Source organism: Bacillus sp. Root131 (assembly GCF_001429475.1).
In the GTDB taxonomy this organism is placed as follows: Bacteria; Bacillota; Bacilli; order Bacillales; family Bacillaceae_G; genus Bacillus_A; species Bacillus_A thuringiensis_S.
This window is the reverse complement of record NZ_LMJQ01000005.1, coordinates 41,863-67,969: the sequence shown is the minus strand read 5'-3', so window position 1 is coordinate 67,969 and position 26,107 is coordinate 41,863. Positions and strand designations below refer to the sequence as shown.

Here is a 26,107-nt window from a genome sequence, read left to right as displayed (position 1 = left end):
TTCATTACATCTTCTCAATCCACTCCGTCAAGTTATGCACAACTTGCGTTGGTTGTACTTCATATTCTGTTAACTTCTCCACAGTTGTGACTCCAGTGTGGACAAGAAGGGTATGCATACCAGCATTTATTCCTGCTAAAATGTCTGTATCATAGTTATCCCCAACCATTAATGCTTCATTTTTTTCTATGCCAAGAACTTTTAAAGCTTGTTCCATAATGATTGATTCTGGTTTTCCGATAAAGATTGGATCCACACCTGTTGATACTGCTACAACTGATGTTAATGAGCCGTTACCTGGTAACAATCCGCGCTCAGTCGGAATGGCAATGTCTCCATTTGTAGAAATAAACGTCGCGCCGTTACGCACAGCAAGACACGCTTTTGCTAATTTTTCATATGTGATGTCACGATCTAAACCAACAACAACGAAATCAGGATTTTCATCCACAAGTTCAAATCCTTTTTCCACAAGTGCATCGTGTAAGCCTTCTTCACCAATCATATATACAGTTGCATCTTGTTTACGTTCATAAATGAAGTTCGCAGTCGCCATACTCGTTGTGAATACTTGCTCCGCTTTCGCTGGAATATCGAAACGAACAAGCTTTTCTGCCACTTGTTCTGGTTTGCGAGTTGAGTTATTCGTAACGAATAAATATGGAATGCCGCGCTCTCCTAATGCTTTGACGAAGTCGCTTGCTTCTTCAATTTGTTCTTCCCCGCGATACATCGTACCGTCTAAGTCAATTAAGTAACCTTTATACATCGATTATGTCTCTCCTTTTATGCTAACGTTCTCACCTTATCATACCACTCTTATATTACCCGCTTTTTACAAAGAAAAAAACGCTTTACCTTAAAGCGCCCCATAACGTTCATTTTTTCTCTTTTATTTGGTAAGAACAACTACAATCGCCCTCGCACATGTTTGCTAGCGTTTTCACATCTGCGTTCGTAAATAAACGCTTATACATCTCTTTTTCATCTTTACATACTTGCGGAAATCTCTCTGCAATTTCTTTTAACGGACAGTTTTGTTTTTCAATTACGAAAGATTTCTCTCCATCTCTCTTTATTTGAACCATATAACCATTTTTCTCTTGCATAGCTGCTATCTCTTGCACTTTATATGCTAAATTCTTTTGATTACTCACTCGCTTTTGCAACTGTTCTTCCATACGCTTCGTTCTTTCTTTTAAAACATATTGAAGTATTTTTTCATCGCCCATCCGAGCTAAATCTTCTAGCATATCAATCGCAAATTGCTTATACTCTTTCGGGAATGTATCTTCTCCCTTTTCACTTAATCCATACAAATAAGTTGGTCTTCCGACATGTTGCCTTACCATCTTAGAATAAATGAGTCCATCTTTCTCAAGATTACTTAAATGTCTTCTGATTGCCATTTCTGTAATCTCTAAAACGTCAGCTAGTTCCGCTACTGTGTGCTCTCCCTTTACTTTCAACAATTGTACAATCTCGTCTTTCGTAGTACGTGCTTCCCCCATACTTCACCCTTCTCCCTTTTCTTTCTCACATACAATATAAGATCCCCAAAAGGCATTCTCTGGGGATCTTATAAGCATAATTATTCTGGTACAAATGCAGATACAGGTCCTAATTCCTTTTCTAAATAACTGCGAATATTTGCTGGGTATTTTTCTACCACTGCAATATGTTTTTGAATCGTCTTATATAATTCATCATGATTCATTTGAATATAATCTTGCGTAAGCATTTTTCGAAGAAGGATAATTTCTTTCATCCCTTGTCCATCTTCTTCACTTATCACTCGCTCATCCATTAAAATATCAATAATATCTTCATAGCTTCCTGGATCGCGCATAATAAATCCATCAATCATCGCATTTCCTACATCTAATACAGTATCAATAATAAGATGGGCTATGCGCTCTAATGCGTAAAATTCAAACTCGGTTTCATATATCTTTTTCTCTTGAAATGTACTTGTTGCTCGTTCTAAACATACTAGCATTTGTTCTATTTTCTTTCTGTCTACAAAATACATGAATGTCACCTACCTGGAAATTAAAGCATTTACATTTTAATTGTAACGCTTTCTTCTGAAAAAATCGACAATTTTTCGAATTCACCTTTTCTCCGTTATTTGTTATAGTTATATTTGTATGATTTTTGAAATTGGAGGAATGAAATCTTGGAACGTGAACTCGCACTAGAAATTGTCCGTGTAACAGAAGCAGCAGCATTAGCATCCGCACAGTGGATGGGCCGCGGAAAGAAGAACGAAGCAGATGATGCAGCAACTACAGCAATGCGTGATATGTTTGATTCAGTAAACATGGCAGGTACAGTTGTAATCGGTGAAGGAGAACTTGATGAAGCACCGATGTTGTATATTGGTGAAGAACTAGGAACAGGTAACGGTCCAGAAGTAGACATCGCCGTTGACCCATTAGAAGGTACAAACATCGTTGCAAAAGGTCTTGCAAATGCAATGGCAGTTATTGCAATCGCAGACAAAGGGAACCTTCTTCATGCTCCTGATATGTACATGGAAAAAATCGCGGTTGGTCCAAAAGCAGCTGGTAAAATTAGCTTAGATGATCCAATTGAAAAAACAATTGAAATTGTAGCAGAAGCTAACAATAAAAAGATTCGTGATCTAACAGTTATCGTTCAAGAACGTGAGCGTCATCAAGATATTATTGACCGTGTTCGTGCAAAAGGTGCACGCGTAAAATTATTTGGTGACGGTGATGTTGGTGCGTCAATCGCAACAGCACTACCTGGAACGGGTATCGACTTATTCGTAGGTATTGGCGGAGCTCCAGAAGGTGTTATTTCTGCAGCAGCATTAAAGTGCCTTGAAGGTGAAATGCAAGCTCGCTTAGTTCCAATGAACGAAGAAGAAGAAGCTCGTTGTCGTGAAATGGGATTAGAAGATCCTCGTCAACTTCTTATGTTAGACGATTTAGTATCTGGTGATGATGCAATCTTCTCAGCAACAGGTGTATCTGCTGGTGAGTTATTAGACGGCGTGAAATTCCTAGGCGGAGATTTAGCTGAAACATACTCTATCGTAATGCGTTACAAAACAAGAACAGTACGATTCATTAAAACGCATCACCATTTAGATCATAAACCACACTTAAACTTAGATATTTAATAAAGGAGCCATGTGTATGGAAGAACGTTTCTTTCTGTACGACGACACTGTCGCTACAAAAACTCGTTTCGTTAGCTTTATGGGAGAAAATGAGCGTCATGATTTAGCGCTTTTATATTCCGATCGTCATTACGGTAAAACAATTGTACTTGATATGCAAAGTAATAAATTTGCAATTATCGGTGCTGACGATTTAAACGAACCAGGCTACTTAGAGCACGCATTTTCTATGACTGAAGAAATTGCAGAAGAGTTACGCTCATTTTTATTTGAACTTATATAATTTATCGTATGCACCAGCTATTTTAGCTGGTGTTTTTCTGTTATAAGAGTTTCGAATTTTCAATTTTTTATGTTATAATTAAGAATAAATCTATTTGGATAGAAAGGACGTTATCTACGTATGCCAACATTTACTTTGTAATGGACCAGCAATTGGATAGCATTACTCTCAAAAAAGCACCACGCTTTTTCAAGGGAGTAGTCTGCCCATTCCCATTACAAAGGAACGTATTGCATCTGTAGTATGATGTTTACGGAGGTTCCTCTTTGGGGAACCTCCTTTTATTTTTGTCTTTTTCTCATGTCTTCATACTACAAGACATCCAAATAGCTGTATTACGTTTCTTTGCCACTACTATAAGAGGTGAAGGAAAATGCAGAAAGTACAACTTTCTTGGAGTTTATATGAAAATCAGCAACACACAATCGAAAAATATTGTAAAAATTGCGGACGTACTACCCTATTTACTGATACGAATATTCGTAGGCATAACGCCAATGGAAAAAACATATACCGCTTTGCTATTTATAAATGTCCGAAAGATCATACGTGGAATCAAAAACTGCGTATTTATAAATCATTTACTGATCACGTTGAAACGATCGATATGACCCAGCAAGATCAAACGGAAACAAGTACTACTATTTCCATTATGCAACATAAAGAAAACGGCATAGCCGAAATCACGATTGTATTAGACCTCATTTTTGGTTCTCACCGAATGGATAAGGCCTTATCCACATATATCTCTGATTGGAGCCGTACACTCATTGTGGATAAAATTAAAAATGGGGATATTCAATTGAACGGACAACAAATGAAGCCAAATACAATACTTTCTGAAGGCGATCATATCTCGATTTGTTTATAAGCGAGAATATGTAAAAAATCCTCTTACAATTGTAAGAGGATTTTTTTATTTCTTCACTTTTCGTAATACGAAGTGTGCACAACCGAAGTTACAGTACTCGTATAAATACTCCGTTAACGTACTAATTTTCGTATCATATGTCGCACGTTGGTTACTATCATCAAAGAATCCTCGCAGTCTAAGTTGCTCATATCCCCAGTCTCCAACGATATAATCATATTTATTTAAAATTTCTGCATAGCGCTCTTTAAATGCTTCTTCACTAAAACCGTCACGAAAGTTTTTAATTACTTCGTACTGAACATTATTAATGCTCACCGTAGCATGAATCTCTTGCTCTTGCTTTTGCTCCATCATTAACTTCCTCTCTAAGCATTCTTCTTTTTATCGTATCACAAAGCATACCAACCAACAATTTCAAATACAAAAAATTGAAAATTAGTGCATGCTATGGAGAAGGAGGTGATACATCGTGAAAAAACAAATTTTACTTTCCCTTCTCACTATTTCCTTATTTGCAGGGTGCCAATCAGCGAACAAAGCTGAAATGGAACGTGAAGAAGGAAGCCGTGTTCTTGTTTCCAATAAAAACGACATGTATCATACGGAAAATACAAATACAAGACTCACAAGAGTCGGTTATTCTTCTAAACAAAAGCATGAAGTATCTAACAAACAAGTAGGGGCCATTAATCGCGAGAAAGTCGCTGAAATGATTACAAGCATGACAGTCAAACTTCCTGACGTTACAAACGCTGCTACACTCGTTACTGATGATGAAGTGTTCGTTGTATACCGTGCAAACACAACGGATCCGAAACTTGTAGCGGATCAAGTATATAGAGCTGCCTTGTCCATCGTCCCTCGCTATTATAAAGCATATGTATCAACAGACCAAAAGTTGATTTCCCAAATTCAAGGCCTTCAATCTGGCGCATTAAATGATACAGAATATACGCAAAGCCTCGATATGTTAAAACGTGAAATAAGTAAAAATCCTCATTTGAACAATACGGGGGATCAGACCTTGAATGATATGATTAAAAAGTAAAACAGGTGGAGAAAATCTCCACCTGTTTTACTTTTTATTACGATCCGCATAAACTTCCATCGCATCACACATAAACTGCGCTAACCCCTCGCCAAACTTATCGATATTTTTCGTGAAGCGCTCATCAGCGACATACATTTGACCGAGTCCCTTAAAAGCGTCTAATGAATAGTGACTAAAGTTTTGCAAGTAATCGTACCATACTTTGATTGCTCCCTGCGCCTCTTTAGAATCTGGTGCACCGTGTCTCAGTACCGCTAAATTTCTATAAATAGTATTAAACTCTTCTTGGTTCTCTTTTGACATACCTTTTGCATATTCGTTCGCTTTATCTACAGCTGCGTCTCCCCATTTTTCACGTGCTTCTTCTTCATATGGGTTATGGCTGAAATCGAATCCTTCAAATTTCTCTTTGTTCGTCATTTCAATCTCTCCTTTTGTATGCTGAATTGTTTTATCAATCGTCGCAATCACCTTATCTAATCTGGCACGCTTTTCAATAAGCATTTTCTTATGAAGCTGTAGTGCCTCTTCGCGATCAAATGATGGACTCATGATAATTTCTTTAATTTTCTTCAAAGGGAAGCCAAGCTCTTTAAAAAACAAAATTTGCTGCAATGTCTCTAGATTTTCATTGGAATACAGACGATATCCAGACTCTGTCGTCTCGTCTGGGGTTAACAACCCAATTTCATCGTAATGATGCAGTGTGCGCACACTAATTCCAACTAAATCAGCTACTTCTTTTACCTTCATTGTCATGTGTATCTCCCCCTTAGTACATACGATAAAGTATGACGCAACGTTAGAGTCAATAAGTAAATTCATTTTCTTTCTAAAAGTTTCATCTCTCCCGTATTTCATGCATAATAGATATGTACATATATTAGAAAGCGGTGAAAGTATGGTTTCAAATACTGTAATTGCCAGCATCATCTTTCAACTCATTGTCTCGATTCTGGTCCCAATTATCGTACTCGTTTATTTCCGTAAAAAATATAATATTAATTGGAAAGTGGTCGGCATTGGTGTTCTTATCTTTATCGGATTTACCCAAATTCTTGAAACACCATTCCACCTATTTATGCGCGGTAATCCAACAATCGCTCCATTTTTAGAAAATCCGTTTGCCTTCGCAATTTATGGCGGATTGACTGCTGGTATTTTTGAAGAATTAGGACGCTTCGTTGCCTTCTTCTTCTTACTAAAAAAATATCTAGAATATAAAGATGGCTTCGCTTATGGAATTGGTCACGGCGGAATTGAATCTATTTTAATTGGCGGTTTTTCTGCATTACAAGCATTAATCTTTGCTAATTCTATTAACGATGGTAGCTTCGCTCAACTGATTGAACAAAAACCCGAACTCAGCATTTTACAAGACATGTTAATTCAGCAACCTGCCTACTTATACTTCCTTGGTAGCGTAGAAAGAATTATGGCACTCGTGCTTCAAATCGCCTTTACAATGCTTGTTTTATACGCAGTAAAACAGAAGAAATATATCTTCCTAGTATACGCTATACTATTCCACGCATTTGTAGACTTCTTTGCGGCACTTTACCAAACAAAGACAATCAATATCTTTGTTGCCGAAGGAATTACACTTCTGTGTACAATTGGTGCTGTCGTTCTTATTCGCAAAATGAAAGAGAAATTAATGAGTGTACCAGAGTAAAAAAATAACCCACCGGTTGGTGGGTTATTTTTTATAAGGACTATCACAATGATGATAACTTTTACCCTCCTTTAGCTCCCTCTTTGTTTCTGCATCTATAACGATGTACTTATGAAACTCTTCTACTTCATTTTGAGTAAAAGAAGCGAAAAAATAAACTTGGCGATCAGGGTGAACAAAAAAATCTTGAAGCACCACTCTACTTCGACAACCGACAGCTGTTTTTTTTAGGAAAGAAAATTCTTCATCAGGCACTTCTTTAAATAAGATTTTTTTCCGAACACTATATGCTGCATTTTTATATTCTTTATAGATTTTCTTATCTAACTGTTTATAAAAAACATCCTCACTCACAAATGACTTATTTCGATTGCTTGGATAATTTAGTTTTTGGTTGGATTCTGCATATGTTGTGGACAATTGCGTAAGAAAACAAATAATGAATATGATACATATCATTTTTTTCATCATTGCACCTCAATTTTTTATTATCCACATTACTTTTCCACATATTTAAATCCATATGCCGTTTCCAATAAAAAGGAATTATTTCCACATTTGTCGAAGTATATAGCGTCAACTTGAAAGATGGGGATGAATTATGAAGAAAATTATTGTAATACGACATTGTTCAGCAACTGGGCAAAAACGTGATGCTGAATTAACGACCGATGGGAAAGATCAAGCAAATAACCTTGCTACATTCCTCTTAGAAAATCATCTACAAATCGATCATATTATTTCAAGCCCATTTGTCCGAGCTATCGATTCCATTCGGCCCTATGCGCTCCAAGCTAGCTTATCTATCCAAGAAGATGAACGATTAACTGAACGCATATTGAGCAACGTTCCAATGGATGATTGGATGCAAAAACTAGAATCCACTTTTACGAACATAGATATTGCCTTTTCAGGCGGAGAGTCAACAAAACAAGCAACAGACCGTGCCATATCGCTTATTCAAGATGTTTTACAATTAAACCATACGACAACACTACTTGTTACACACGGCAATTTACTTACACTCATTTTAAAGCATTTTGATCATACGATTGGCTTTAATGAATGGAGAGCTTTAACGAATCCTGATATTTACGAAATTACAATCGACGAACAATGTATCATAACACGCTTATGGAAAGCATCGTCCAAGTAATATCCCTTTCAAAAACATTCAGTTGACGCCACGAGAAGAGACTGTTCTAACAATAGAAAGGGGTATTATTTCATATGTACGAAGACGTACTTGCTCTACTACATAAAACAAATGTTTCTTATGAAAAGTTCGAACACGAACCGGTACTCGATTATGAGACAGATCGGATTGTACGTGAGAGACTTGGCTTACAAGGTACTCCAAGTAAAAGCTTATTTTTAAAATCAACATCTGGAAATTTTTACGTGTTTTTTACGTTAGAAGGAACTCGGCTTAACCGAGGAGAGATGAAAGAAATAACTGGAGAACGCTTATCGCTCTGTTCTCCTGATGAACTAAGAATGGAAACTGGCTGTACTCCAGGATGTGTAGCTCCTTTTGGTTATTCACAAGATGTAACAATTATTGTGGACAGTTCCGTTTATACGTACGATAAAATTTTAATTACACCTGGTGTTCCTGAATTTACAATTGAATTATCCACAGAAGAATTAAAAAAGATTTTATTAACATGTCCAAATACCGTTTTAGAGTACAAACAAAAAGAGAGCTAATCGTTAGCTCTCTTTTTTCATTATTTAGCTTCTGCTGTTTTTTCTTTTGCAGAACGTACTTGCTCGTCCGCATGGTAAGAAGAACGCACAAGTGGGCCAGCTTCACAGTGGCTAAATCCTTTGCTAAGTGCAATTTCTTTAAGCTCTGCAAATTCTGCTGGTGGATAATATTTAATAACTGGTAAATGCTTCTTAGATGGTTGTAGATATTGTCCAAGAGTTAAAATATCCACATTGTTTGCACGTAAGTCATCCATTGCTTCAATTAAATCTTCTCTTGTTTCACCTAAGCCGACCATAATGCTCGATTTAGTTGGAATATCAGGCTGCATTTCTTTTGCTCGACGTAAAAACTCTAATGAACGGTCATATTTTGCTCTAGCGCGAACTCGGTTAGATAATCGACGTACTGTTTCAATGTTATGGTTTAAAATATCTGGTTTTGCATCCATTAACATTTTTAAGTTTTCTTCTACCCCAGCCATATCAGATGGTAATACTTCGATAGACGTGAATGGGTTTTTACGACGTACTGCTCGTACTGTTTCAGCAAAAACAGCTGCTCCGCCGTCCTTTAAATCATCACGTGCAACCGCTGTTATAACAACGTGCTTTAAGCCCATTTGTACTACTGAATCTGCTACGCGTTCTGGTTCTTGTAAATCAAGCTCAGTTGGTAAGCCTGTTTTAACCGCACAAAAACGACAAGCGCGTGTACAAACCGCACCTAAAATCATAAATGTTGCTGTTTTTCTTACAGCCCAGCATTCATGAATATTCGGACATTTTGCCTCTTCACAAACGGTATGAAGATTCTTAGAACGCATCATTTTCTTTAAGCCTGTATAGTTTTCATTCGTGTTTAACTTAATTTTCAACCATTCGGGCTTGCGCTTATATTCTGTTTGTTTTGTCATGGTTATCAACTCCGCACAATATGAAATAGTTTACCGTGTTCGCTTCTTTCAATGTAACATATCTATTCTAACGTATGAAAGCGATTTGCTCAAATGAAGATTCTAAGATTTTTTCCAATCGTTCCCTATAATGAAATACTCCGTATATCCCACACTAAAAAGAGTGATGTTGTGAAAGGAGTCTATTTCATGCTTCGAAAAATTTCTCTTTTGCTTTCTATTTGTTTTCTTCTCCACCAAAACATCGCCTACGGTGAAGATAATCAGCAAAGCATATACGAAAAGCGCATGGTACTATATAAAGAAACCGAGCAGTCTTCAGGCATTCCATGGTATTACTTAGCTGCAATGGATCAATATGAAAGAAATATACGGAGCGTAAGAAAAGATATTCCAAAAAAACCAGATGCCATCATTTCCCTTTATTTCAAACCAGAAATATGGGCTGGACCTGTTAATAGTAACGACACTCTCCCCCATACAATTTCTCTATTTGGCGGAATAGGTTTAGATGGTGACAAAGATGGATTTGCAAATGCAAATAGCGACCGTGATCTTCTGCATACCGCAGCGACTATTTTAAGGAAACAAGGAACGTCAGAAGACCGTATTAAAATTGTGCTTTGGGAATATTATAGACGTGCAAAAACAGTTGATTTAATTAGCGAATACGCCCAAATTTATAAACATTATGGACGTATTAATTTAGAAGGAAATGCTTTTCCTCTTCCGATTCGTAGTGACCATAGCTACCGTAGTACTTTCGGTGCTGGAAGAAGTTTTGGGGGCAGACGAGTTCATGAAGGAACCGATATTTTTGCCGGATATGGCGTGCCAGTAAGATCGACTTGCTATGGCATTATTGAAACGAAAGGTTGGAACCGCCTTGGTGGATGGCGCATTGGTATTCGCGACCTTCATAACAATTACCATTATTACGCTCATTTAGGCGGGTTCTCAAAAGAAATACAGCTTGGACAAATTGTTGAGCCCGGAAAAGTAATCGGGTTTGTTGGTAGCACTGGCTATGGCCCCCCTGGTACAGCCGGAAAATTCCCACCCCACTTACATTTTGGCATATATAAAGACAATGGCTATACAGAATGGGCCTTCGATCCATATATGCATTTAAGCCTTTGGGAACGCAAAGAACGAGCAAATACAAAACGATAACCGTAGCGCATTGCTACGGTTATTTTTTATCCAGTAAAAGCCCGATTGATTCAAGTTTCACTTTATATGCAATTAACTATCTGTTTTCTTTTTATCAGGTACAGCAACACTTCCGCTTCCATAATACGTAGGCACTTCCCCTTGAACGATACGCGTCGCAATCGGAACATTTTGTTTCACCGTTATCTCTTTCGTATGAAATGGAATGATTACTTGCAACGTTACTTCCATTTCCATAACAATTTGAATCGCTGTAGTGTTGATCCCGTGCGGCTCAATTTTTTGTTTAATATCTGTATTCACATGCCCAATTGGCGTGAACTGAATCGGAATATCTGGTCCTATATTACCAAGAAGCGCATTATCAGTTACACGCCCAAAAGGAACTGCCATAGTCGCCCCGTTTTTTTCAGAAATACCTAGCTCCTTCAACTTCCCTTGTTCTACTTGCTGCAAATATTTTTCTATGTACGTAGTCGTTGACGTTACGATTTCATTTACTTGCTTCGTATTTAAATTAATTGTGGATACTTTCCCGTTTTTATCATTTTGTACTTTCATTAACGAATCGACATCGAATCCTTCATTAATTCGATCCTTTACCGCCTTCGTCATAATTGCCGTCGCCATTTTCTTTGTCTCTACTTCTCCATATTTAATTAAGGTCGGCTGAATACTATTATTCACAATCCACAGCCCTTGCGTAAGTAATATAACAAAAAGAATAAACGACATAAGCAGTATATACCGAAAGGCGATAGGTCCCTTTCGAAACCGCGAGTTTTTCGAGCGAAATATACTCATAAAAAAACCTCCTTCTTATATCATTTCTATGCAAGAAGGAGGGACGATATATGCTTATCTCATTTTTAATAATGCTTCTTTTCCAATCGTTCCTGCTGGAATGCCTAATGCTTCAGCTCCAGTCGTTACCGATTCTAGTGGCGCTTCAAGAAGTTGTTCAATCGTTCTTACACCAACCGCACGGCCAGCAATAATTCCTCGATCACCTAACTTCTCATTTAAAAGACCTACATCTAATGCACCACACATAATATATCCTTTATCGCTCATTACAGCTAGCAAATTCGTCTTTGGAAGTTTGACGCTAACCGCAATAAACGTATAATTATTAATTATAATTGGCTCCACATTAACCATAGTTCACACTCCTCTCTTTCTTATCTGTATGACAAGAGAAAAATGAGTGTTACAAGTTAACTAGCCTATAGTTTAACGGAAGATGTATAAGTTATTAACATATCTGTTAACACATCTCTAAGTAGTTCTGGCATATAATATTGTTTGCTAGAAAGTGTGGATAGCTCTGGGTATAAGTATCCAAACGTAAACATATCAATTGTTCCTACTGTATATATACGGTCTAACTCCAGCGATTCGCCGTTAATCAATACATCTTCTAATAAAATTTTATTCCCAGGAATCGTATCTGGAATTACTTCTACACCAGCGTAAATCATTTTCCCCATCACTTTTCCACGAAATCCGAATCCTTTTACCTCAAGGTTTTCCATATTCGGTTTACGTGCTTTCAAAATAACTTCTCTTAATATCTTTCCTGGAACTTTCAAAGCACACGGATTAATTGGATGTGGACAAATTCTGTGAATATCTCCGCGCGTTACAACACCCTCTTCTAATCCTTCAAGAAGTACACCAGCATTCACCATTCCAACTTCTGCACTGCACCATGTTTTCAGCGCACTTGCTAACATATGAGAAAACGGCGCCTCATGAAACCAATCAACCGGTAATGACTCTTTTAAATGAACGACAGGCTCTGCCATTATATGCTTACTTTCTTCCTGCAGTATTTCAATTGTGGATAACGGCTCGCTATAAGCCCCTAACCGTTCCGTCTTAATTGCTCTACCGTCTTTTTTCAGTAGTTTCTTCGTCTCTATATCCACAGTAAGCTGTACGTGACCAACGTAACGCCCCCACTTTTCACAACAACAAAGTAACGTATTATTCATAAGAACACCACGCTCAAATAAATGATGCGTATGCGCACCTAAAATCACATCTATATCATAATGCTCTGCCATATACTCATCCATGCTTTTTCCAAGGTGAGAAAGGACAACTGTAATATGAGCCTCATCTCGCACTTCTTCTAAAATAGACTCTAAATGGATAAGCGGATCTTCAATATGCCAATCGAGCATATGATAGAACTCTGGATAAGCTACCGTTAACCCGATAAAGGCAATCGTAATCCCATCTGTCGTTGTATGTAATTTATAAGGCTTTGCCCACTCCGGACGTACACCTTCTTTTTCAAATAAATTCGCGACAAGCACTTCAAATCCAGCCTCATCATATAGACGATTCAAATGCTCCTTCGCTAACGTAATTCCTTCATTATTTCCGATCGTTACATAATCATATAACGCCTCATTTAAAAGCTTCGTATTGCCAAGTCCATTCGTCGCTTCCGAAATACTATGAAAACGATCCACATGATCGCCGATATCAACCGTCAAAACGGTCTCTCCCGCTTCCTGTCTTCGCTTTTTCTCTCCCTGTACAAACCGAGAAATTTGCGGCCAATTTTCAAAATGACTATGTATATCGTTTGTATGATAAAGGTGGATGATTGTTTCCTTATTTATATTCAGAGAAAAAACCTCCTCTCAGTTCCTTACTGCCATTTACGCTATGCGCATACAATAATCCTGTAAATACTTTTCGTCTTTTCTTGCTATTTTACATTGTACTCGCATTGTGAGAAAAAGCAAAAGATTGCCCTTTTTTATATGAGAAACTTTTGCTAATGCAGGAAAGAATTCCAGATAGTGGAGGGAGGGGTGGATTTGTCAAAAAGTTTAATATAAAATTCAGTGGTTGATTGTTCAAGTGGATTTGTCAGTCTCTTTGTCTTAAACCTAGTCGTTCTCTGTTCTTATAAAATGTTTGGGGTATGTGAGAATTTTCTTTTGTCTTATCTTGTCGACAAATCGATATTCCTTGTCGAAACGTTGATATATTGAAATAATCGTTGATATATTCCCGTTTATGATCGATATATTTGAAAAATCGTTGATATATTTAGCTGAACACCCACCCGGGTATCCTCTCCCAAGCCAAGACAAATCCGCAAAACAAAAAAGCGCCCTGCACAGCAGGGCGCTTTCTTCATACATATATTATCCAGTTCTAGCGGCTAGAATGTTCGGTGGCTTCACTTCTTCCTATGAGGCAAAAAGCGCCTCTACGTCAGAAGCTCCATCCCCCTCACATTCTGAACGAGCCGCTTCCACTTTAAATATTGTCCAGCTTTGCCTCCTAAACCCTCATGTCTAAGAACCTTCCGCACGAGAAGATAAAAAGCATCTTCTGTGCGAAAGAACCTTAGCCAACGGGTCTGAACAGTCGGCTCCGCATTTCTATTTAACCAATAGAACCTTCCATCTCAAACTTGATCAGGCGGTTCATTTCAACTGCGTATTCCATTGGAAGTTCGCGAGTGAATGGCTCGATGAAGCCCATTACGATCATTTCTGTAGCTTCTTGCTCAGAAATACCGCGGCTCATTAGGTAGAATAATTGTTCTTCTGATACTTTCGATACTTTCGCTTCATGCTCAAGTGAAACGTAATCGTTTTTGATTTCGTTGTAAGGAATTGTATCAGATGTAGATTGGTTATCCATGATTAACGTGTCACACTCGATGTTAGAGCGAGAGTTTTTCGCTTTTGGTCCGAAGTGTACGATACCACGGTAAGTTACTTTACCACCATGCTTCGCAATCGATTTAGAAACGATTGTTGAAGACGTGTTTGGTGCTAAGTGAATCATTTTCGCACCAGCATCTTGGTGTTGGCCTTTACCAGCAATCGCGATTGATAATGTTAAACCACGAGCGCCTTCGCCTTTTAAGATAACTGCTGGGTATTTCATCGTTAATTTAGATCCGATGTTACCATCAATCCATTCCATCGTCGCGTTTTCTTCACAAACCGCACGTTTTGTAACTAGGTTGTATACGTTGTTCGCCCAGTTTTGGATTGTTGTATAACGGCAATACGCATCTTTTTTAATGATGATTTCTACTACCGCACTGTGAAGTGAGTTAGTAGTGTAAACAGGTGCTGTACAACCTTCTACGTAGTGTACGTGTGCACCTTCGTCTACGATGATAAGCGTACGCTCGAATTGTCCCATATTTTCAGAGTTAATACGGAAATACGCTTGAAGTGGTGTATCAACTTTAATACCTTTTGGAACGTAGATGAATGATCCACCAGACCAAACTGCAGAGTTTAATGCAGAGAATTTGTTGTCTGTTGGTGGGATTACTTTTCCGAAATGCTCACGGAAAATATCTTCGTTCTCTTTTAATGCGCTATCTGTATCTTTGAAGACGATTCCTAGAGCTTCTAGGTCTTCTTTCATGTTGTGGTATACAACTTCAGATTCGTACTGTGCAGATACACCAGCTAAATATTTTTGCTCAGCTTCTGGAATACCTAATTTATCAAATGTTGCTTTAATTTCATCAGGTACTTCATCCCAAGACTTCTCAGATTTCTCAGATGGTTTTACGTAGTACGTAATTTCATCGAAATCTAAGTCATTTAAGTCGCCGCCCCATTGTGGCATTGGCATTTCATAGAACTTATCCAGTGATTTTAAACGGAAGTCTAACATCCACTGTGGTTCTTCTTTCATACGTGAAATCTCTTCAACGATCTCTTTTGTTAAACCGCGTCCAGCACGGAAAATCGAAACGTCTTTGTCTTTGAAACCATATTTGTAATCGCCGATATCTGGCAGTTGCTTCGCCATGTTGGTGTGTCCCTCCTTAGATAACCTCATTTTTAGGAACCTTTAACATTACTTATCTTCGTTTAAGCCCTTTTCTAACGCTTTCCACGCTAATGTTGCACATTTAATACGTGCAGGGAACTTGCATACGCCTTGTAATGCTTCAATATCTCCTAAATCGATGCTGTCATCGTACTCTTTTCCTAGCATCATGTCAGAGAAAATTTTCGAAAGCTGAAGTGCTTCTTCAATTTTCTTACCTTTTACTGCTTGTGTCATCATTGAAGCTGAAGACATTGAGATTGAACATCCTTCGCCTTCAAACTTCGCCTCTTGCACAATACCTTCTTCTACTTTCATCGTAAGTTGAATACGATCGCCGCAAGTTGGATTGTTCAAGTTAACAGTAACACTATCTTCTAACACGCCATTGTTACGAGGATTCTTATAATGATCCATAATAACTTGACGATATAACGTATCTAAATTATTAAATGACATTTGTGAAATACTCCTTTGTCTTGATTAGCGATTCAACAAATGTATCAATTTCTTCTTTTGTATTATATAAATAGAAGCTCGCACGTGCTGTTGAAGAAGCTTTTAGCCACTTCATAAGCGGTTGTGCACAGTGATGTCCTGCGCGAACTGCAATGCCTTCTACATCTAATACAGTCGCTACATCGTGAGGATGTACGTCTTCAATATTAAATGTAACAAGACCAGCGCGATGCTTTGGACCATAAATTGTAACGCCATCTACTTCTGATAGTCTTTCTAAAGCGTATTGCGCTAATTCATGTTCATGCTTTTCAATATTATCAAGACCGATTTCTTCTAGGAAATCAATTGCCGCACCAAGTCCGATTGCATTACCGATAATCGGTGTACCTGCTTCAAACTTCCACGGAAGCTCTTTCCAAGTAGATTCTTGTAAATCTACGAAATCAATCATTTCACCGCCAAATTCAATTGGCTCCATATTGTTCAGCAATTCTTTTTTACCATATAATACGCCGATGCCTGTAGGTCCGCACATCTTATGAGCAGATAATGCGTAGAAATCACAGTTTAAATCTTGTACATCTACTTTCATGTGAGGTGTACTTTGTGCACCGTCAACGACCATAATTGCGCCATTTTCGTGTGCGATCGCTCCGATTTCTTTTACAGGGTTAATCGTTCCAAGCACGTTTGAAACTTGCATAATAGAAACGATTTTTGTATTCGGTGTAACTGTTTGACGAACATCTTCTAAAGAAATTGTACCGTCTGGTTGAAGCGGAAGGTATTTTAAAGTTGCACCAGTTTTCTTCGCAACTTGTTGCCACGGAATGATGTTACTATGGTGTTCCATGTAAGAAATAACGATTTCATCGCCTTCTTTTACATTTTCAAGACCATAGCTAGCCGCTACTGTATTTAATGCAGTTGTCGTTCCGCGCGTGAAAATAATCTCTTCCATTGATTTCGCGTTAATAAACTTGCGAACTTTCTCGCGTGCACCTTCATACGCGTCGGTAGCTTTCGTACCGAGCGTATGAACACCGCGATGCACGTTAGAATTATATTCTTTATAGTAACGTTCTAACGTTTCAATGACTTGAATTGGTTTTTGAGAAGTTGCTGCACTATCGAAATATACAAGTTGTTTGCCGTTCACTTTTTGATCAAGAATTGGAAACTGTTTGCGTATTTCATGAATATTCATTAGCGAACTTTCCTTTCAATTACCTCAACAAGCTGTGCTTTTACTCCTTCAATTGGAAGCTCATTTACTACAGGTGCTAAGAATCCATGGATGACTAAACGTTCTGCTTCGCGTTTTGGAATACCACGGCTCATCAAGTAGTATAATTGGTACGGATCTACGCGGCCTACTGAAGCTGCGTGACCTGCCATTACATCATCTTCGTCGATTAAAAGAATTGGGTTTGCATCCCCACGAGCTTTCTCATCTAACATAAGAACGCGAGAAGATTGTTGTGCGTTTGATTTAGATGCACCGTGTTCAATCTTACCAATTCCGTTAAAGATAGATGTTGCACTATCTTTTTGTACACCGTGTTTTAAAATCCAACCTTCAGAGTGTTTACCGAAGTGAACAACTTTAGTTGTAAAGTTTTGCGTTTGGTTACCACGGCCAATTGTTACTGTTTTCGTATCAGCATATGAACCGTCGCCCATTAAGTTTGTAACGTTCTCGGAAATTGTATTTCCGTCATTCATAAGGCCTAGAGCCCAATCAATGCGGCCGTCGCGTCCAACAACACCGCGGCGGTTAACGTAAGTTGTTACGTCTTTTGCTAATAGATCAACCGCACCAAATTTAACTTGTGCGCCTTGTTCCACGATTACTTCTGCTACGATATTTGCAATACCTTTAGCATTTTCATTTGCAACATAGTTTTCTACATAAGTTGCAGTACTGTTCGCATCAGCTACGAATAATACATGGTTATATACGTTAGCTTCTTCGCCGTCTACTAAGAATACAGCTTGAAGTGGAGTTTCAAGAACAACGTTTTTCGGAACATATACGAATGCACCGCCGTTGATTAATGCAGCATGAAGTGCAGTTAAACGATGCTCGTCTACCTTCACGCCGTCTTTCATTAAATACTTTTGTAATAGTTCAGCATGCTCTGTTGCAGCTGTTACGATGTCTGTAAAAATAACACCTTTTTCTTTTGCTTCGTCTGCTAAAGAAACGAACGCAGTTGTACCAGTACGTTGTACTAATACACTGTTATTTTCATCGATTAAGTTTTTCACTGCTTCTGGAAGCTCTGTTAAAGAACTTACAGGCTCTTGCTTAGCAGCGTCGCCTTTTCCGATAAAGTCCCATTTTTCAATTTTCGTTTTATCAGGCGTTGGCATTGGAAGTTCTGTTGCTTGTGCAAGAGCTTGTAAGCGGAACTCAGTCAACCAAGCAGCTTCGTTTACTTCGCTTGCGCGCTGACGGATTGTTTCTTGATCGAAAGGTAATGTACCGATTGTCATGTTTATGCTCCTCTCTTACGCTTCTTGCTCTGCTGTTTCGTCTTCAATACCTAATTCTTTTTTAATCCAGTCGTAACCTTCAGCTTCTAGACGTTGTGCAAGCTCAGGGCCACCAGATTTAACAATACGACCGTTCATCATAACGTGAACGAAGTCTGGAGTGATGTAGTTTAATAAACGTTGGTAATGCGTAATCATTAGGCAACCGAACTCTTCGCCGCGCATTTGGTTAATACCTTTAGATACAACTTTTAATGCATCGATATCAAGACCTGAGTCGATTTCGTCTAAGATTGCGATTTTTGGCTCAATCATCATTAATTGAAGAATTTCGTTACGTTTTTTCTCTCCACCAGAGAAACCTTCGTTTAAGTAACGTTGTGCCATTTCTGGATCCATTTCTAGGAATTCCATGTTTTTATCTAATGTACGTATAAATTTCATAAGAGAAATTTCATCGCCTTCTTCACGACGTGCGTTAATTGCAGAACGTAAGAAGTCAGCGTTTGTTACTCCGCTAATTTCACTTGGATATTGCATTGCTAGGAATAGACCCGCTTGTGCGCGCTCGTCTACTTCCATTTCTAATACATCTTCACCGTCGATGATGATGCTACCTTCTGTTACTTCATACTTTGGGTGACCCATAATTGCAGAAGATAAAGTTGATTTACCTGTTCCGTTAGGTCCCATAATTGCGTGGATTTCTCCACCTTTTACTTCAAGGTTTACACCCTTTAAAATTTCTTTGCCGTCAATTGATACGTGTAAGTCTTTAACCGTTAATGTAGAACCAGCCATCTCAATACCTCCATTAATCCTATATATACATTTTAAAAATTCCTAAAACGTTCATATTCTCATTTTATTCTCATTCTAATTTTATATCAAATAAAATGATATCGCAAACGACGAAAAAAAGTAACCGTTTTTTCACAAATGTATATAAGTATTTCCTTTTCACCTTTATATGATACACCTTTCTTCTTATTTATATAAAGAAAAAAGGACCGGTAAATTCCCAGTCCTTTCCTTATAATTATTCACTTATCGGAAGTACAGCACCTTTATATTCTTTATTAATAAAGTCTTGAATTTCTTTTGAATGCAATACTTCTACTAATTCTTTAATTTCTTTTTTCTTCTCGTCACCTTTACGAACTGCAATGATGTTTGCATACGGAGAGTCTGATCCTTCAATCGCAATTGCATCCTTCGTTGGATTTAATTTTGCATCAATTGCATAGTTCGAATTAATAAATAAAGCATCTCCCTCATTATTTTCATACAGCTTTGGTGACAATCCAGGCTCTACATCTGTTTTAAACTTTAAGTTTTTCGGATTTTCTACAACATCTTTTACTGTCGCTTTAACAACATCTACACCGTCTTTTAATTTAATAACGCCGCCTTTTTGTAACAATGCGAGCATACGGCCACGCTCCGCTACGTTATTACTCATAATAACTGTTCCGCCATCTGGCAATTCTTTTAAACTTTTATATTTCTTAGAATAAATCCCCATTGGCTCTAAATGGATTTTTCCTGCGTTTACAATTTTATATCCCTTTTCTTGAATTTCTTTATCTAAGTAAGGAATGTGTTGGAAGTAGTTCGCATCAATTTCCTTATCCGCTAACGCTTTATTTGGCAGTACATAATCCTGGAACTTTTTAATCTCTAACTTAATGCCTTTTTTCTCTAAGATTGGCTGTGCTTTCTCCAAAATAACAGCGTGCGGCACGTTAGAAGCTCCAACAACAAGCTTATTCTCTTCTTTCCCTCCGCAAGCAGCTAATGTAAATACAGACAGCGCTGTAACAACTGACAATAGAATCTTTCTCATATGATGTCCCCTTCTCCCCTATAGTTATGTAGTTATAAAAAAGGCTGGCATACACCAGCCCTTTTCAGCAATTATTCTTTTACAGGAACAACTGCCCCTTTATATTCTTTATTAATGAAGTCTTCAATTTCTTTAGAATGTAATACTTCTACAAGAGCTTTAATCTCTTTCTTATCTTTATCGCCTTTACGAACAGCTACTATGTTTGCGTACGGTGAATCATTTCCTTCAATTGCAATTGCATCTTTTTCCGGATTTAACTTTGCATCAATTGCATAGTTAGAGTTAATTAAAACAGCGTCGCCTTCTTTATTGTTATACACTTGTGGCAATAAACCAGGCTCGATATCCGTTTTGAATTTTAGATTTTTCGGATTATCTGCAATATCTTTTGGAGTTGCTTTAACTGGATCTACCCCATCTTTAACTTTTAAAATACCTTCTTTTTGTAAAATTGCTAAACCACGTCCATGGTCAGCAACAGAATTACTCATAATAATTGTCGCTCCGTCCGGAAGTTCTTTTAAGCTCTTATATTTTTGAGAATATACACCAATTGGCTCTAAATGAATTTTCCCTGCTACTTCAAAGTCATACTTTTTATCTTTAATTTCTTTTTCTAAATACGGAATGTGCTGGAAGTAGTTTGCATCTAAATCCTTATCCGCTAACGATTTATTTGGCAACACGTAATCTTGGAATTTTTTCACTTCTAATTCAATTCCTTTTTTCTCAAGTAACGGTTTTGCCTTTTCTAAAATTTCAGCGTGCGGTACGTTAGAAGCACCAACAACAAGCTTCTTTTCATCTTTATCTTTCCCGCCACAAGCAGCTAAGCCAAAAATTGAAGTTGAAATAAGTGCCGTAAGTAATAATTTTTTCATTTGAAACATCCTCCCGTTTTTTATTATCGTTTATCTATTCGAGTCGTTAAACTATCACCAATCCACTGAATTAAAAATACAACTAGTAATACACAAATTGTCGCAACGATTGTTACATCGTTATTTCCTCTTTGGAATCCTTCTAAGTAAGCAAGTGTTCCAAGGCCACCAGCACCAACAACTCCCGCCATTGCTGTATATCCTACTAAAGCAATTGTCGTAACCGTAATACCAGATACTAATGCTGGTAACGATTCTGGAATTAACACTTTCAAAATAATTGTGCTTGTTTTTGCTCCCATTGCTTTTGAAGCTTCAATTACACCTTTATCAATTTCGCGAAGTGCGATTTCAACCATTCTCGCGTAGAATGGTGCCGCTCCAATAATTAAAGCCGGCAGCGCTGCACTTGCTCCAAGAATTGTTCCAAGAAGAATCTTTGTGAATGGGATTAATAAAATAATTAAAATGATGAACGGTATAGAACGGAATATATTTACGAATGCTCCAATCACCGTATTAATTGATTTGTTTTCCCATAAATTATCTTTTGCTGTCATGAAGAGTAACAATCCTAAAATTAGTCCTAAAACAAATGTCGCAAGAGCTGCGATTGCCGTCATATATAACGTTTCACCCGTTGCTTCTAACATTTGATTCCAATCAACATTTGCGAGTAACTTATCCATGTGCAATCACCTCCAGCTCTACTTGATCTTGATGAATTCCTTCTATTGCTTGCTGGATCGCTGTTTCCTCACCATTTAAATGAACAACTAAACTACCGTAAGAACCGTTATTCGTTTGTGCGATATTTCCTTGCAAAATGCTAACTTCTATATCACTGCGTTGCATCAATCGTTGAAGCACTGGTCTTTCTACAGCCTCACCAATAAACTGCAAACGAATTACTTTTCCATCTGGATATTTTTCAATTAAACTTTCAATCGTTTCATTTGTATCTTCAGAATCTGTTAACTGCTGTACAAATCGTTTCGTAATATCTTGCTTCGGATTACGGAATACATCAAGTACTGGACCCGTTTCTACAATCTTTCCTCTCTCCATTACCGCCACTCGATTACAAATCTTTCGAATTACGTGCATCTCATGTGTAATGAGTACAATTGTTAAACCAAGGCGCTTATTGATGTCTAATAGTAAATCCAAAATTTGATCTGTCGTTTCTGGATCAAGAGCCGACGTTGCTTCATCACATAAAAGTACTTGTGGGTTGTTAGCTAATGCTCTTGCAATCCCAACGCGTTGTTTTTGTCCCCCGCTCAGCTGAGATGGGTACGCGTCTCCTCTTCCTTCTAATCCGACAAGATGAATTAATTCATCAACACGTTTTCTTCTCTTCGTTTTATCAACACCTGCAATTTCAAGTGGAAACTCAATATTTTCACGTACAGTTCGTGACCAAAGTAAGTTGAAGTGTTGAAAAATCATTCCGATTTCTTGCCTTGCCTTACGAAGTTCACTTCCTGTAATTGTTGATATAACACGATTCGCAATTGTAATTTGGCCAGAAGTCGGTTTTTCTAACTGATTAAACAATCTGATTAAAGAACTTTTCCCAGCGCCGCTATATCCGATAACACCAAATATTTCGCCTTTTTCTATTTTTAAATTGGCGTTATCTACAGCAGTGACATCACCGCTTTTTGCTTTATATATTTTCTTTACATTCTCTAATAGAATCATGATGTATCACCCCTTTTTTTGTTTAGGTCGACTCCGCAATTTTTTATGTTTAATGCGTGTAGTCCACCGTTATCACTACTTTTATTGTTTGAATGTCCTCCACATTCAAACAATAAAAAAACCTTTCTGCTTTAGAGAAGCAGAAAGGTTTATGTGCGTATATAACAACATTATCCCTCTCTCTCATCTCTCAAAGCATTTGCTTTGCAGGAATTGGCACCATTTCAACATAAGTTGACGGTTGCCGGGCTTCACAGGGCACAGTCCCTCCACCTCTCTTGATAAGAGAAATCAGATTCAATTTTCGTCTGATTTGTAATTTATGAAATTGTCTATATTTTATGAATTGAATTGTATCAATATCCAAACACCATGTCAACAGAAATTTTCGCAAAAAATGAACCTTCAGAATTTTAAGCACCTACTGGCATCGGTTTACATATATGAAACATCGATTCGACTAATAGCATCGTTCGATACGTTCCCGAATATTGTACACGTCCATCGTTCATTAACATTTGCAATCGTACATTTCCATTAACCAATTGTTCTATATCCTTTTCGTCTAAGCAAATGATTTGTTCCGTTCCTCTTTCCTCATGTACCAGCTCTATATAATCTCTTGAAATTTGTAACGAACAACTTTCATCTCCCAAACGGAAATTAACAGTTTTTTCCTCTCGTCTTAAAAGCGGCTCTAAATGATATTGACCATTAGCGTAATTTACAAATGATTGAAGCAAAGAATATAATCTCACCCTAAATCACATCCTTCATATCACTTTCTATTACATACCATTCCCTCTCACTAAAGAGCAATCCTGTTATTTTCGCTCGACAAATACTGTATCCATCCTGCATCTCGACATATTTCCCAAGAAATATGTCGAGGCGGCAAAAATTTTGCCGCCTACTTTAATTCCGTATATAAATATTCAACCGAATGAAATGCGTATATCTTCTTCATCAGTGTCCCATTTTCAAAAACAAGTAAACAAGGTACACTTTCAATCCCATACTCTTTTGCTAAATGTGGAGCATAATTTAAATCTAACATCCCAATTTTCAACTCTTCAATTGTCATCTCAACGACTGTTAACATCTTTTTTGCTAATTGGCATGTTCCACACATTGGAGTATATACATATAACACTGTTTTTTCTTCGTTCTCTATTAGGGATGTAGCTTCGGCTCCTGTCCAATCAATCACTTCTATCATTCCTTACCGTAAATATTCTGTATAAACGTCAATGTCGGCTCCCCATAATACATTTGCTAAGTGTGTAGATGGCGCAGTTGCCACTTCTCGGTACGAGCGATCAATATAGATATGCTCGGCTTGCGGAAATTCTTTTCGAAATTGTTTCCTTAACTTTTCTCCAGCATCATCAGCATCTACTAGCACATACACTTCCTTATCAAAAAACTGATCAACGAGCTCATCCATTTTCGATAAACCAATTGTACCATTTGTACAAACAATTTCCACCGGTTCACGAATAATAGATTCAATCTTTCTTCTATCTGATGTACCTTCTACAATAATGACTTTTTCTACATAAATCATATGTCATCACCCGATCACCATATACTATATAACCTTGAACTTAGTATATAGTATATTCGTTATTTTCATGTTGTTTCCTGTTTATTTTTGCAAAAGAAAAGCGAAACCGACTGTTTAGCCCTGTTGGCTAAGGTTCTTCCGTACAGAAGACGCTTTTTGTCTTCTCGTGCGGAAGGTTCTTAGACATAAAGGGCTAGCCGCTGGAGATGGACAATGAAAAGCGCAAGCGGCTCGTTCAGATTGTGAGGGGGGATGGAGCTTCTGACGTARAGGCGCTTTTTGCCTTGTAGGAAGAAGCGAAGCCACCGAACAATCTAGYCGCTGGAGATGGACAATGAAAAGCGGAAGCGGCTCGTTTAGATTGTGAGGGGGATGGAGCTTCTGACGTAGAGGCGCTTTTTGCCTTGTAGGAAGAAGCGAAGCCACCGAACAATCTAGTCGCTGGAGCTAGACAACGAAAAACAAAAACGGCTAAACCTGCATAAAGATTAAACGAAAATTTTTTTCAAAAAACGTTCTCCTACACGATAATTAGTATATGATTCTACATTCATTATTTTACATAAAATAAAAAAGGACAGCACAAAGGCTGTCCTTTAGTCGACTATAATTAGTCTTGGTTTGTCATTTCTGCATATTTTTCTGCAGTTAATAACTTCTCAACTTGGCTTGCATCAGAAAGTTCAACTTTAACCATCCATGCACCCTCGTATGGAGATTCGTTAACAAGTTCTGGTTGGTCACTTAATTCTTCGTTTACTGCTACAACTTTACCGCTTACAGGTGCGTATAACTCAGAAACTGTTTTAACAGATTCTACGCTTCCGAATGGCTCGTCAGCTTCGATTGTTGCACCTACTTCAGGAAGTTCAACGAATACGATATCGCCTAGCTCACCTTGTGCAAAGTGAGTGATACCGATAACAACTTCATTACCTTCAGTTTTTACCCATTCGTGTTCTTCAGAGTAACGTAAATTATTTGGAATGCTCATGACTGTACCTCCAGTGAATGTATTAATTATGTAAAAATACCTTATTGGTACTTTTTCCACACACTTTCAAACTGCTCTTCGTTAAAACCAAGTGTTACATTCGTTCCATCTGTTACAATTGGACGTTTAATCAACATGCCATCAGATGCTAAAAGCTCATACATTTCGTCTTCGCTTGCATCTTTCAACTTATCTTTCAGACCAAGTTCACGGTAACGCATTCCACTTGTATTAAAGAATTTTTTTAATGGTAATTCACTTTTTTCATGTAAATTACGTAAATCTTCTTTTGATGGTGGATTTTCAACAATATGAATCATCTCATATGCTACATCGTTTGCCTCAAACCATTTCTTTGCCTTTTGACATGTGCCACACTTTGGATATGAATAAAATGTTACTGTCATAAATTCACCTACTTTTTTACTAACCTTTACCTTTATCATATAGAAAACGTTTTATTATTTCAAACCATTATTCG

The 26,107-nt window shown here is 37.7% G+C and carries 32 protein-coding genes and 1 riboswitch; of the genes, 8 read left to right on the top strand and 24 right to left on the bottom strand.

Annotated elements, in window-relative coordinates; all coding sequences use genetic code 11:
* Nucleotides 1-4: 4 nt before the first annotated feature.
* The 3 genes from ASE54_RS17080 to ASE54_RS17070 all read right to left on the bottom strand — a co-directional run bounded on the left by ASE54_RS17080 (nucleotide 5) and on the right by ASE54_RS17070 (nucleotide 2,032).
* Nucleotides 5-769 (bottom strand): TIGR01457 family HAD-type hydrolase, encoded by a 765-nt coding sequence (locus ASE54_RS17080; protein WP_000276467.1) that lies wholly within the window; start codon nucleotides 767-769, stop codon nucleotides 5-7.
* A gap of 109 nt (nucleotides 770-878) precedes the next feature.
* Complete coding sequence (locus ASE54_RS17075; protein ID WP_000503340.1) at nucleotides 879-1,511, bottom strand: metalloregulator ArsR/SmtB family transcription factor; 633 nt, start codon at nucleotides 1,509-1,511, stop codon at nucleotides 879-881.
* 80 nt (nucleotides 1,512-1,591) lie between these two features.
* The gene (locus tag ASE54_RS17070) at nucleotides 1,592-2,032 is read right to left on the bottom strand and encodes a DUF86 domain-containing protein (protein ID WP_000274010.1); all 441 of its coding nucleotides are present in this window, start codon (nucleotides 2,030-2,032) and stop codon (nucleotides 1,592-1,594) included.
* A 147-nt stretch (nucleotides 2,033-2,179) separates the two neighbouring features.
* On the opposite strand from ASE54_RS17070, the gene glpX reads away from it, so the two are divergent.
* The 3 genes from glpX to ASE54_RS17055 all read left to right on the top strand — a co-directional run bounded on the left by glpX (nucleotide 2,180) and on the right by ASE54_RS17055 (nucleotide 4,305).
* A complete protein-coding gene (glpX, locus tag ASE54_RS17065) occupies nucleotides 2,180-3,151 on the top strand; it encodes a class II fructose-bisphosphatase (RefSeq protein ID WP_000439090.1) in 972 nt (323 codons plus the stop codon).
* A 16-nt stretch (nucleotides 3,152-3,167) separates the two neighbouring features.
* Complete coding sequence (locus tag ASE54_RS17060; RefSeq protein WP_000392611.1) at nucleotides 3,168-3,434, top strand: DUF3055 domain-containing protein; 267 nt, start codon at nucleotides 3,168-3,170, stop codon at nucleotides 3,432-3,434.
* A gap of 373 nt (nucleotides 3,435-3,807) precedes the next feature.
* Nucleotides 3,808-4,305: a hypothetical protein gene (locus tag ASE54_RS17055; RefSeq protein WP_001174585.1), complete on the top strand. Its 498-nt coding sequence runs from the start codon at nucleotides 3,808-3,810 to the stop codon at nucleotides 4,303-4,305.
* 45 nt (nucleotides 4,306-4,350) lie between these two features.
* Here the strand turns inward: ASE54_RS17055 and ASE54_RS17050 are convergent, their stop codons facing one another.
* On the bottom strand, nucleotides 4,351-4,659 hold the full coding sequence (locus tag ASE54_RS17050) for a YutD family protein (protein WP_000435946.1): 309 nt from the start codon (nucleotides 4,657-4,659) through the stop codon (nucleotides 4,351-4,353).
* Between the two features lie 118 nt (nucleotides 4,660-4,777).
* Here ASE54_RS17050 and ASE54_RS17045 point away from each other — a divergent pair, with 118 nt between their 5' ends.
* Complete coding sequence (locus ASE54_RS17045; RefSeq protein WP_000744126.1) at nucleotides 4,778-5,356, top strand: YhcN/YlaJ family sporulation lipoprotein; 579 nt, start codon at nucleotides 4,778-4,780, stop codon at nucleotides 5,354-5,356.
* A gap of 27 nt (nucleotides 5,357-5,383) precedes the next feature.
* Here ASE54_RS17045 and ASE54_RS17040 read toward each other — a convergent pair whose 3' ends face one another.
* Nucleotides 5,384-6,118, bottom strand: a complete 735-nt coding sequence (locus ASE54_RS17040; protein WP_000178111.1) for a MerR family transcriptional regulator — start codon at nucleotides 6,116-6,118, stop codon at nucleotides 5,384-5,386.
* Between the two features lie 100 nt (nucleotides 6,119-6,218).
* On the opposite strand from ASE54_RS17040, the gene ASE54_RS17035 reads away from it, so the two are divergent.
* Nucleotides 6,219-7,034 (top strand): YhfC family intramembrane metalloprotease, encoded by an 816-nt coding sequence (locus tag ASE54_RS17035; protein ID WP_002083707.1) that lies wholly within the window; start codon nucleotides 6,219-6,221, stop codon nucleotides 7,032-7,034.
* Nucleotides 7,035-7,058: 24 nt separating this feature from the next.
* Here ASE54_RS17035 and ASE54_RS17030 read toward each other — a convergent pair whose 3' ends face one another.
* Entirely contained in the window at nucleotides 7,059-7,493 is a 435-nt protein-coding gene (locus tag ASE54_RS17030) for a hypothetical protein (protein WP_057096754.1), read from the bottom strand.
* 142 nt (nucleotides 7,494-7,635) lie between these two features.
* On the opposite strand from ASE54_RS17030, the gene ASE54_RS17025 reads away from it, so the two are divergent.
* Nucleotides 7,636-8,190: a histidine phosphatase family protein gene (locus ASE54_RS17025; protein ID WP_000721045.1), complete on the top strand. Its 555-nt coding sequence runs from the start codon at nucleotides 7,636-7,638 to the stop codon at nucleotides 8,188-8,190.
* A 74-nt stretch (nucleotides 8,191-8,264) separates the two neighbouring features.
* On the top strand, nucleotides 8,265-8,744 hold the full coding sequence (locus tag ASE54_RS17020; protein WP_000272753.1) for a YbaK/EbsC family protein: 480 nt from the start codon (nucleotides 8,265-8,267) through the stop codon (nucleotides 8,742-8,744).
* Between the two features lie 20 nt (nucleotides 8,745-8,764).
* Here ASE54_RS17020 and lipA read toward each other — a convergent pair whose 3' ends face one another.
* Nucleotides 8,765-9,661, bottom strand: a complete 897-nt coding sequence (gene lipA, locus ASE54_RS17015; RefSeq protein ID WP_000166367.1) for a lipoyl synthase — start codon at nucleotides 9,659-9,661, stop codon at nucleotides 8,765-8,767.
* Nucleotides 9,662-9,850: 189 nt separating this feature from the next.
* Here lipA and ASE54_RS17010 point away from each other — a divergent pair, with 189 nt between their 5' ends.
* Nucleotides 9,851-10,834 (top strand): M23 family metallopeptidase, encoded by a 984-nt coding sequence (locus ASE54_RS17010; protein WP_000944694.1) that lies wholly within the window; start codon nucleotides 9,851-9,853, stop codon nucleotides 10,832-10,834.
* A 72-nt stretch (nucleotides 10,835-10,906) separates the two neighbouring features.
* Here the strand turns inward: ASE54_RS17010 and yunB are convergent, their stop codons facing one another.
* From yunB to ASE54_RS16920, 17 genes are all read right to left on the bottom strand, one after another.
* Nucleotides 10,907-11,638, bottom strand: coding sequence for a sporulation protein YunB (gene yunB, locus ASE54_RS17005; RefSeq protein WP_000021796.1), 732 nt, complete (start codon nucleotides 11,636-11,638; stop codon nucleotides 10,907-10,909).
* A gap of 54 nt (nucleotides 11,639-11,692) precedes the next feature.
* Nucleotides 11,693-11,995, bottom strand: coding sequence for a DUF1805 domain-containing protein (locus ASE54_RS17000; protein ID WP_000248473.1), 303 nt, complete (start codon nucleotides 11,993-11,995; stop codon nucleotides 11,693-11,695).
* Between the two features lie 65 nt (nucleotides 11,996-12,060).
* Entirely contained in the window at nucleotides 12,061-13,452 is a 1,392-nt protein-coding gene (locus ASE54_RS16995; RefSeq protein ID WP_079246078.1) for a bifunctional UDP-sugar hydrolase/5'-nucleotidase, read from the bottom strand.
* A 796-nt stretch (nucleotides 13,453-14,248) separates the two neighbouring features.
* Entirely contained in the window at nucleotides 14,249-15,646 is a 1,398-nt protein-coding gene (sufB, locus tag ASE54_RS16990; protein WP_001118824.1) for a Fe-S cluster assembly protein SufB, read from the bottom strand.
* Nucleotides 15,647-15,694: 48 nt separating this feature from the next.
* Nucleotides 15,695-16,126, bottom strand: a complete 432-nt coding sequence (gene sufU / locus ASE54_RS16985) for a Fe-S cluster assembly sulfur transfer protein SufU (protein WP_000009525.1) — start codon at nucleotides 16,124-16,126, stop codon at nucleotides 15,695-15,697.
* Complete coding sequence (gene sufS / locus ASE54_RS16980) at nucleotides 16,116-17,336, bottom strand: cysteine desulfurase SufS (protein ID WP_001020767.1); 1,221 nt, start codon at nucleotides 17,334-17,336, stop codon at nucleotides 16,116-16,118. Before sufS ends, sufU begins: the two co-directional genes overlap by 11 nt.
* Nucleotides 17,336-18,628: a Fe-S cluster assembly protein SufD gene (gene sufD / locus ASE54_RS16975; RefSeq protein ID WP_000152177.1), complete on the bottom strand. Its 1,293-nt coding sequence runs from the start codon at nucleotides 18,626-18,628 to the stop codon at nucleotides 17,336-17,338. The genes sufS and sufD overlap by 1 nt, the downstream gene beginning before the upstream one ends.
* A 15-nt stretch (nucleotides 18,629-18,643) precedes the next feature.
* Nucleotides 18,644-19,429 (bottom strand): Fe-S cluster assembly ATPase SufC, encoded by a 786-nt coding sequence (gene sufC / locus ASE54_RS16970; RefSeq protein WP_000929162.1) that lies wholly within the window; start codon nucleotides 19,427-19,429, stop codon nucleotides 18,644-18,646.
* Between the two features lie 238 nt (nucleotides 19,430-19,667).
* Complete coding sequence (metQ, locus tag ASE54_RS16965) at nucleotides 19,668-20,474, bottom strand: methionine ABC transporter substrate-binding lipoprotein MetQ (protein WP_001226751.1); 807 nt, start codon at nucleotides 20,472-20,474, stop codon at nucleotides 19,668-19,670.
* Nucleotides 20,475-20,545: 71 nt separating this feature from the next.
* Entirely contained in the window at nucleotides 20,546-21,358 is an 813-nt protein-coding gene (gene metQ / locus ASE54_RS16960) for a methionine ABC transporter substrate-binding lipoprotein MetQ (protein ID WP_000735090.1), read from the bottom strand.
* 23 nt (nucleotides 21,359-21,381) lie between these two features.
* A complete protein-coding gene (locus tag ASE54_RS16955; protein WP_000359401.1) occupies nucleotides 21,382-22,047 on the bottom strand; it encodes a methionine ABC transporter permease in 666 nt (221 codons plus the stop codon).
* A complete protein-coding gene (locus tag ASE54_RS16950; RefSeq protein WP_000601782.1) occupies nucleotides 22,040-23,065 on the bottom strand; it encodes a methionine ABC transporter ATP-binding protein in 1,026 nt (341 codons plus the stop codon). The genes ASE54_RS16955 and ASE54_RS16950 overlap by 8 nt, the downstream gene beginning before the upstream one ends.
* Before the next feature lie 180 nt (nucleotides 23,066-23,245).
* Nucleotides 23,246-23,353, bottom strand: a riboswitch (SAM riboswitch).
* Between the two features lie 125 nt (nucleotides 23,354-23,478).
* On the bottom strand, nucleotides 23,479-23,823 hold the full coding sequence (locus ASE54_RS16940; RefSeq protein WP_001242142.1) for a hypothetical protein: 345 nt from the start codon (nucleotides 23,821-23,823) through the stop codon (nucleotides 23,479-23,481).
* 152 nt (nucleotides 23,824-23,975) lie between these two features.
* A complete protein-coding gene (locus ASE54_RS16935; RefSeq protein ID WP_003280640.1) occupies nucleotides 23,976-24,284 on the bottom strand; it encodes a thioredoxin family protein in 309 nt (102 codons plus the stop codon).
* A gap of 3 nt (nucleotides 24,285-24,287) precedes the next feature.
* The gene (locus ASE54_RS16930; RefSeq protein WP_000640870.1) at nucleotides 24,288-24,632 is read right to left on the bottom strand and encodes a toprim domain-containing protein; all 345 of its coding nucleotides are present in this window, start codon (nucleotides 24,630-24,632) and stop codon (nucleotides 24,288-24,290) included.
* 610 nt (nucleotides 24,633-25,242) lie between these two features.
* Nucleotides 25,243-25,626 carry a glycine cleavage system protein GcvH gene (gcvH, locus tag ASE54_RS16925; protein ID WP_000026896.1) on the bottom strand — a complete coding sequence of 128 codons (384 nt, stop codon included), beginning with the start codon at nucleotides 25,624-25,626 and terminating at the stop codon, nucleotides 25,243-25,245.
* 41 nt (nucleotides 25,627-25,667) lie between these two features.
* A complete protein-coding gene (locus ASE54_RS16920; protein WP_000218968.1) occupies nucleotides 25,668-26,033 on the bottom strand; it encodes a Spx/MgsR family RNA polymerase-binding regulatory protein in 366 nt (121 codons plus the stop codon).
* Nucleotides 26,034-26,107: the final 74 nt, after the last annotated feature.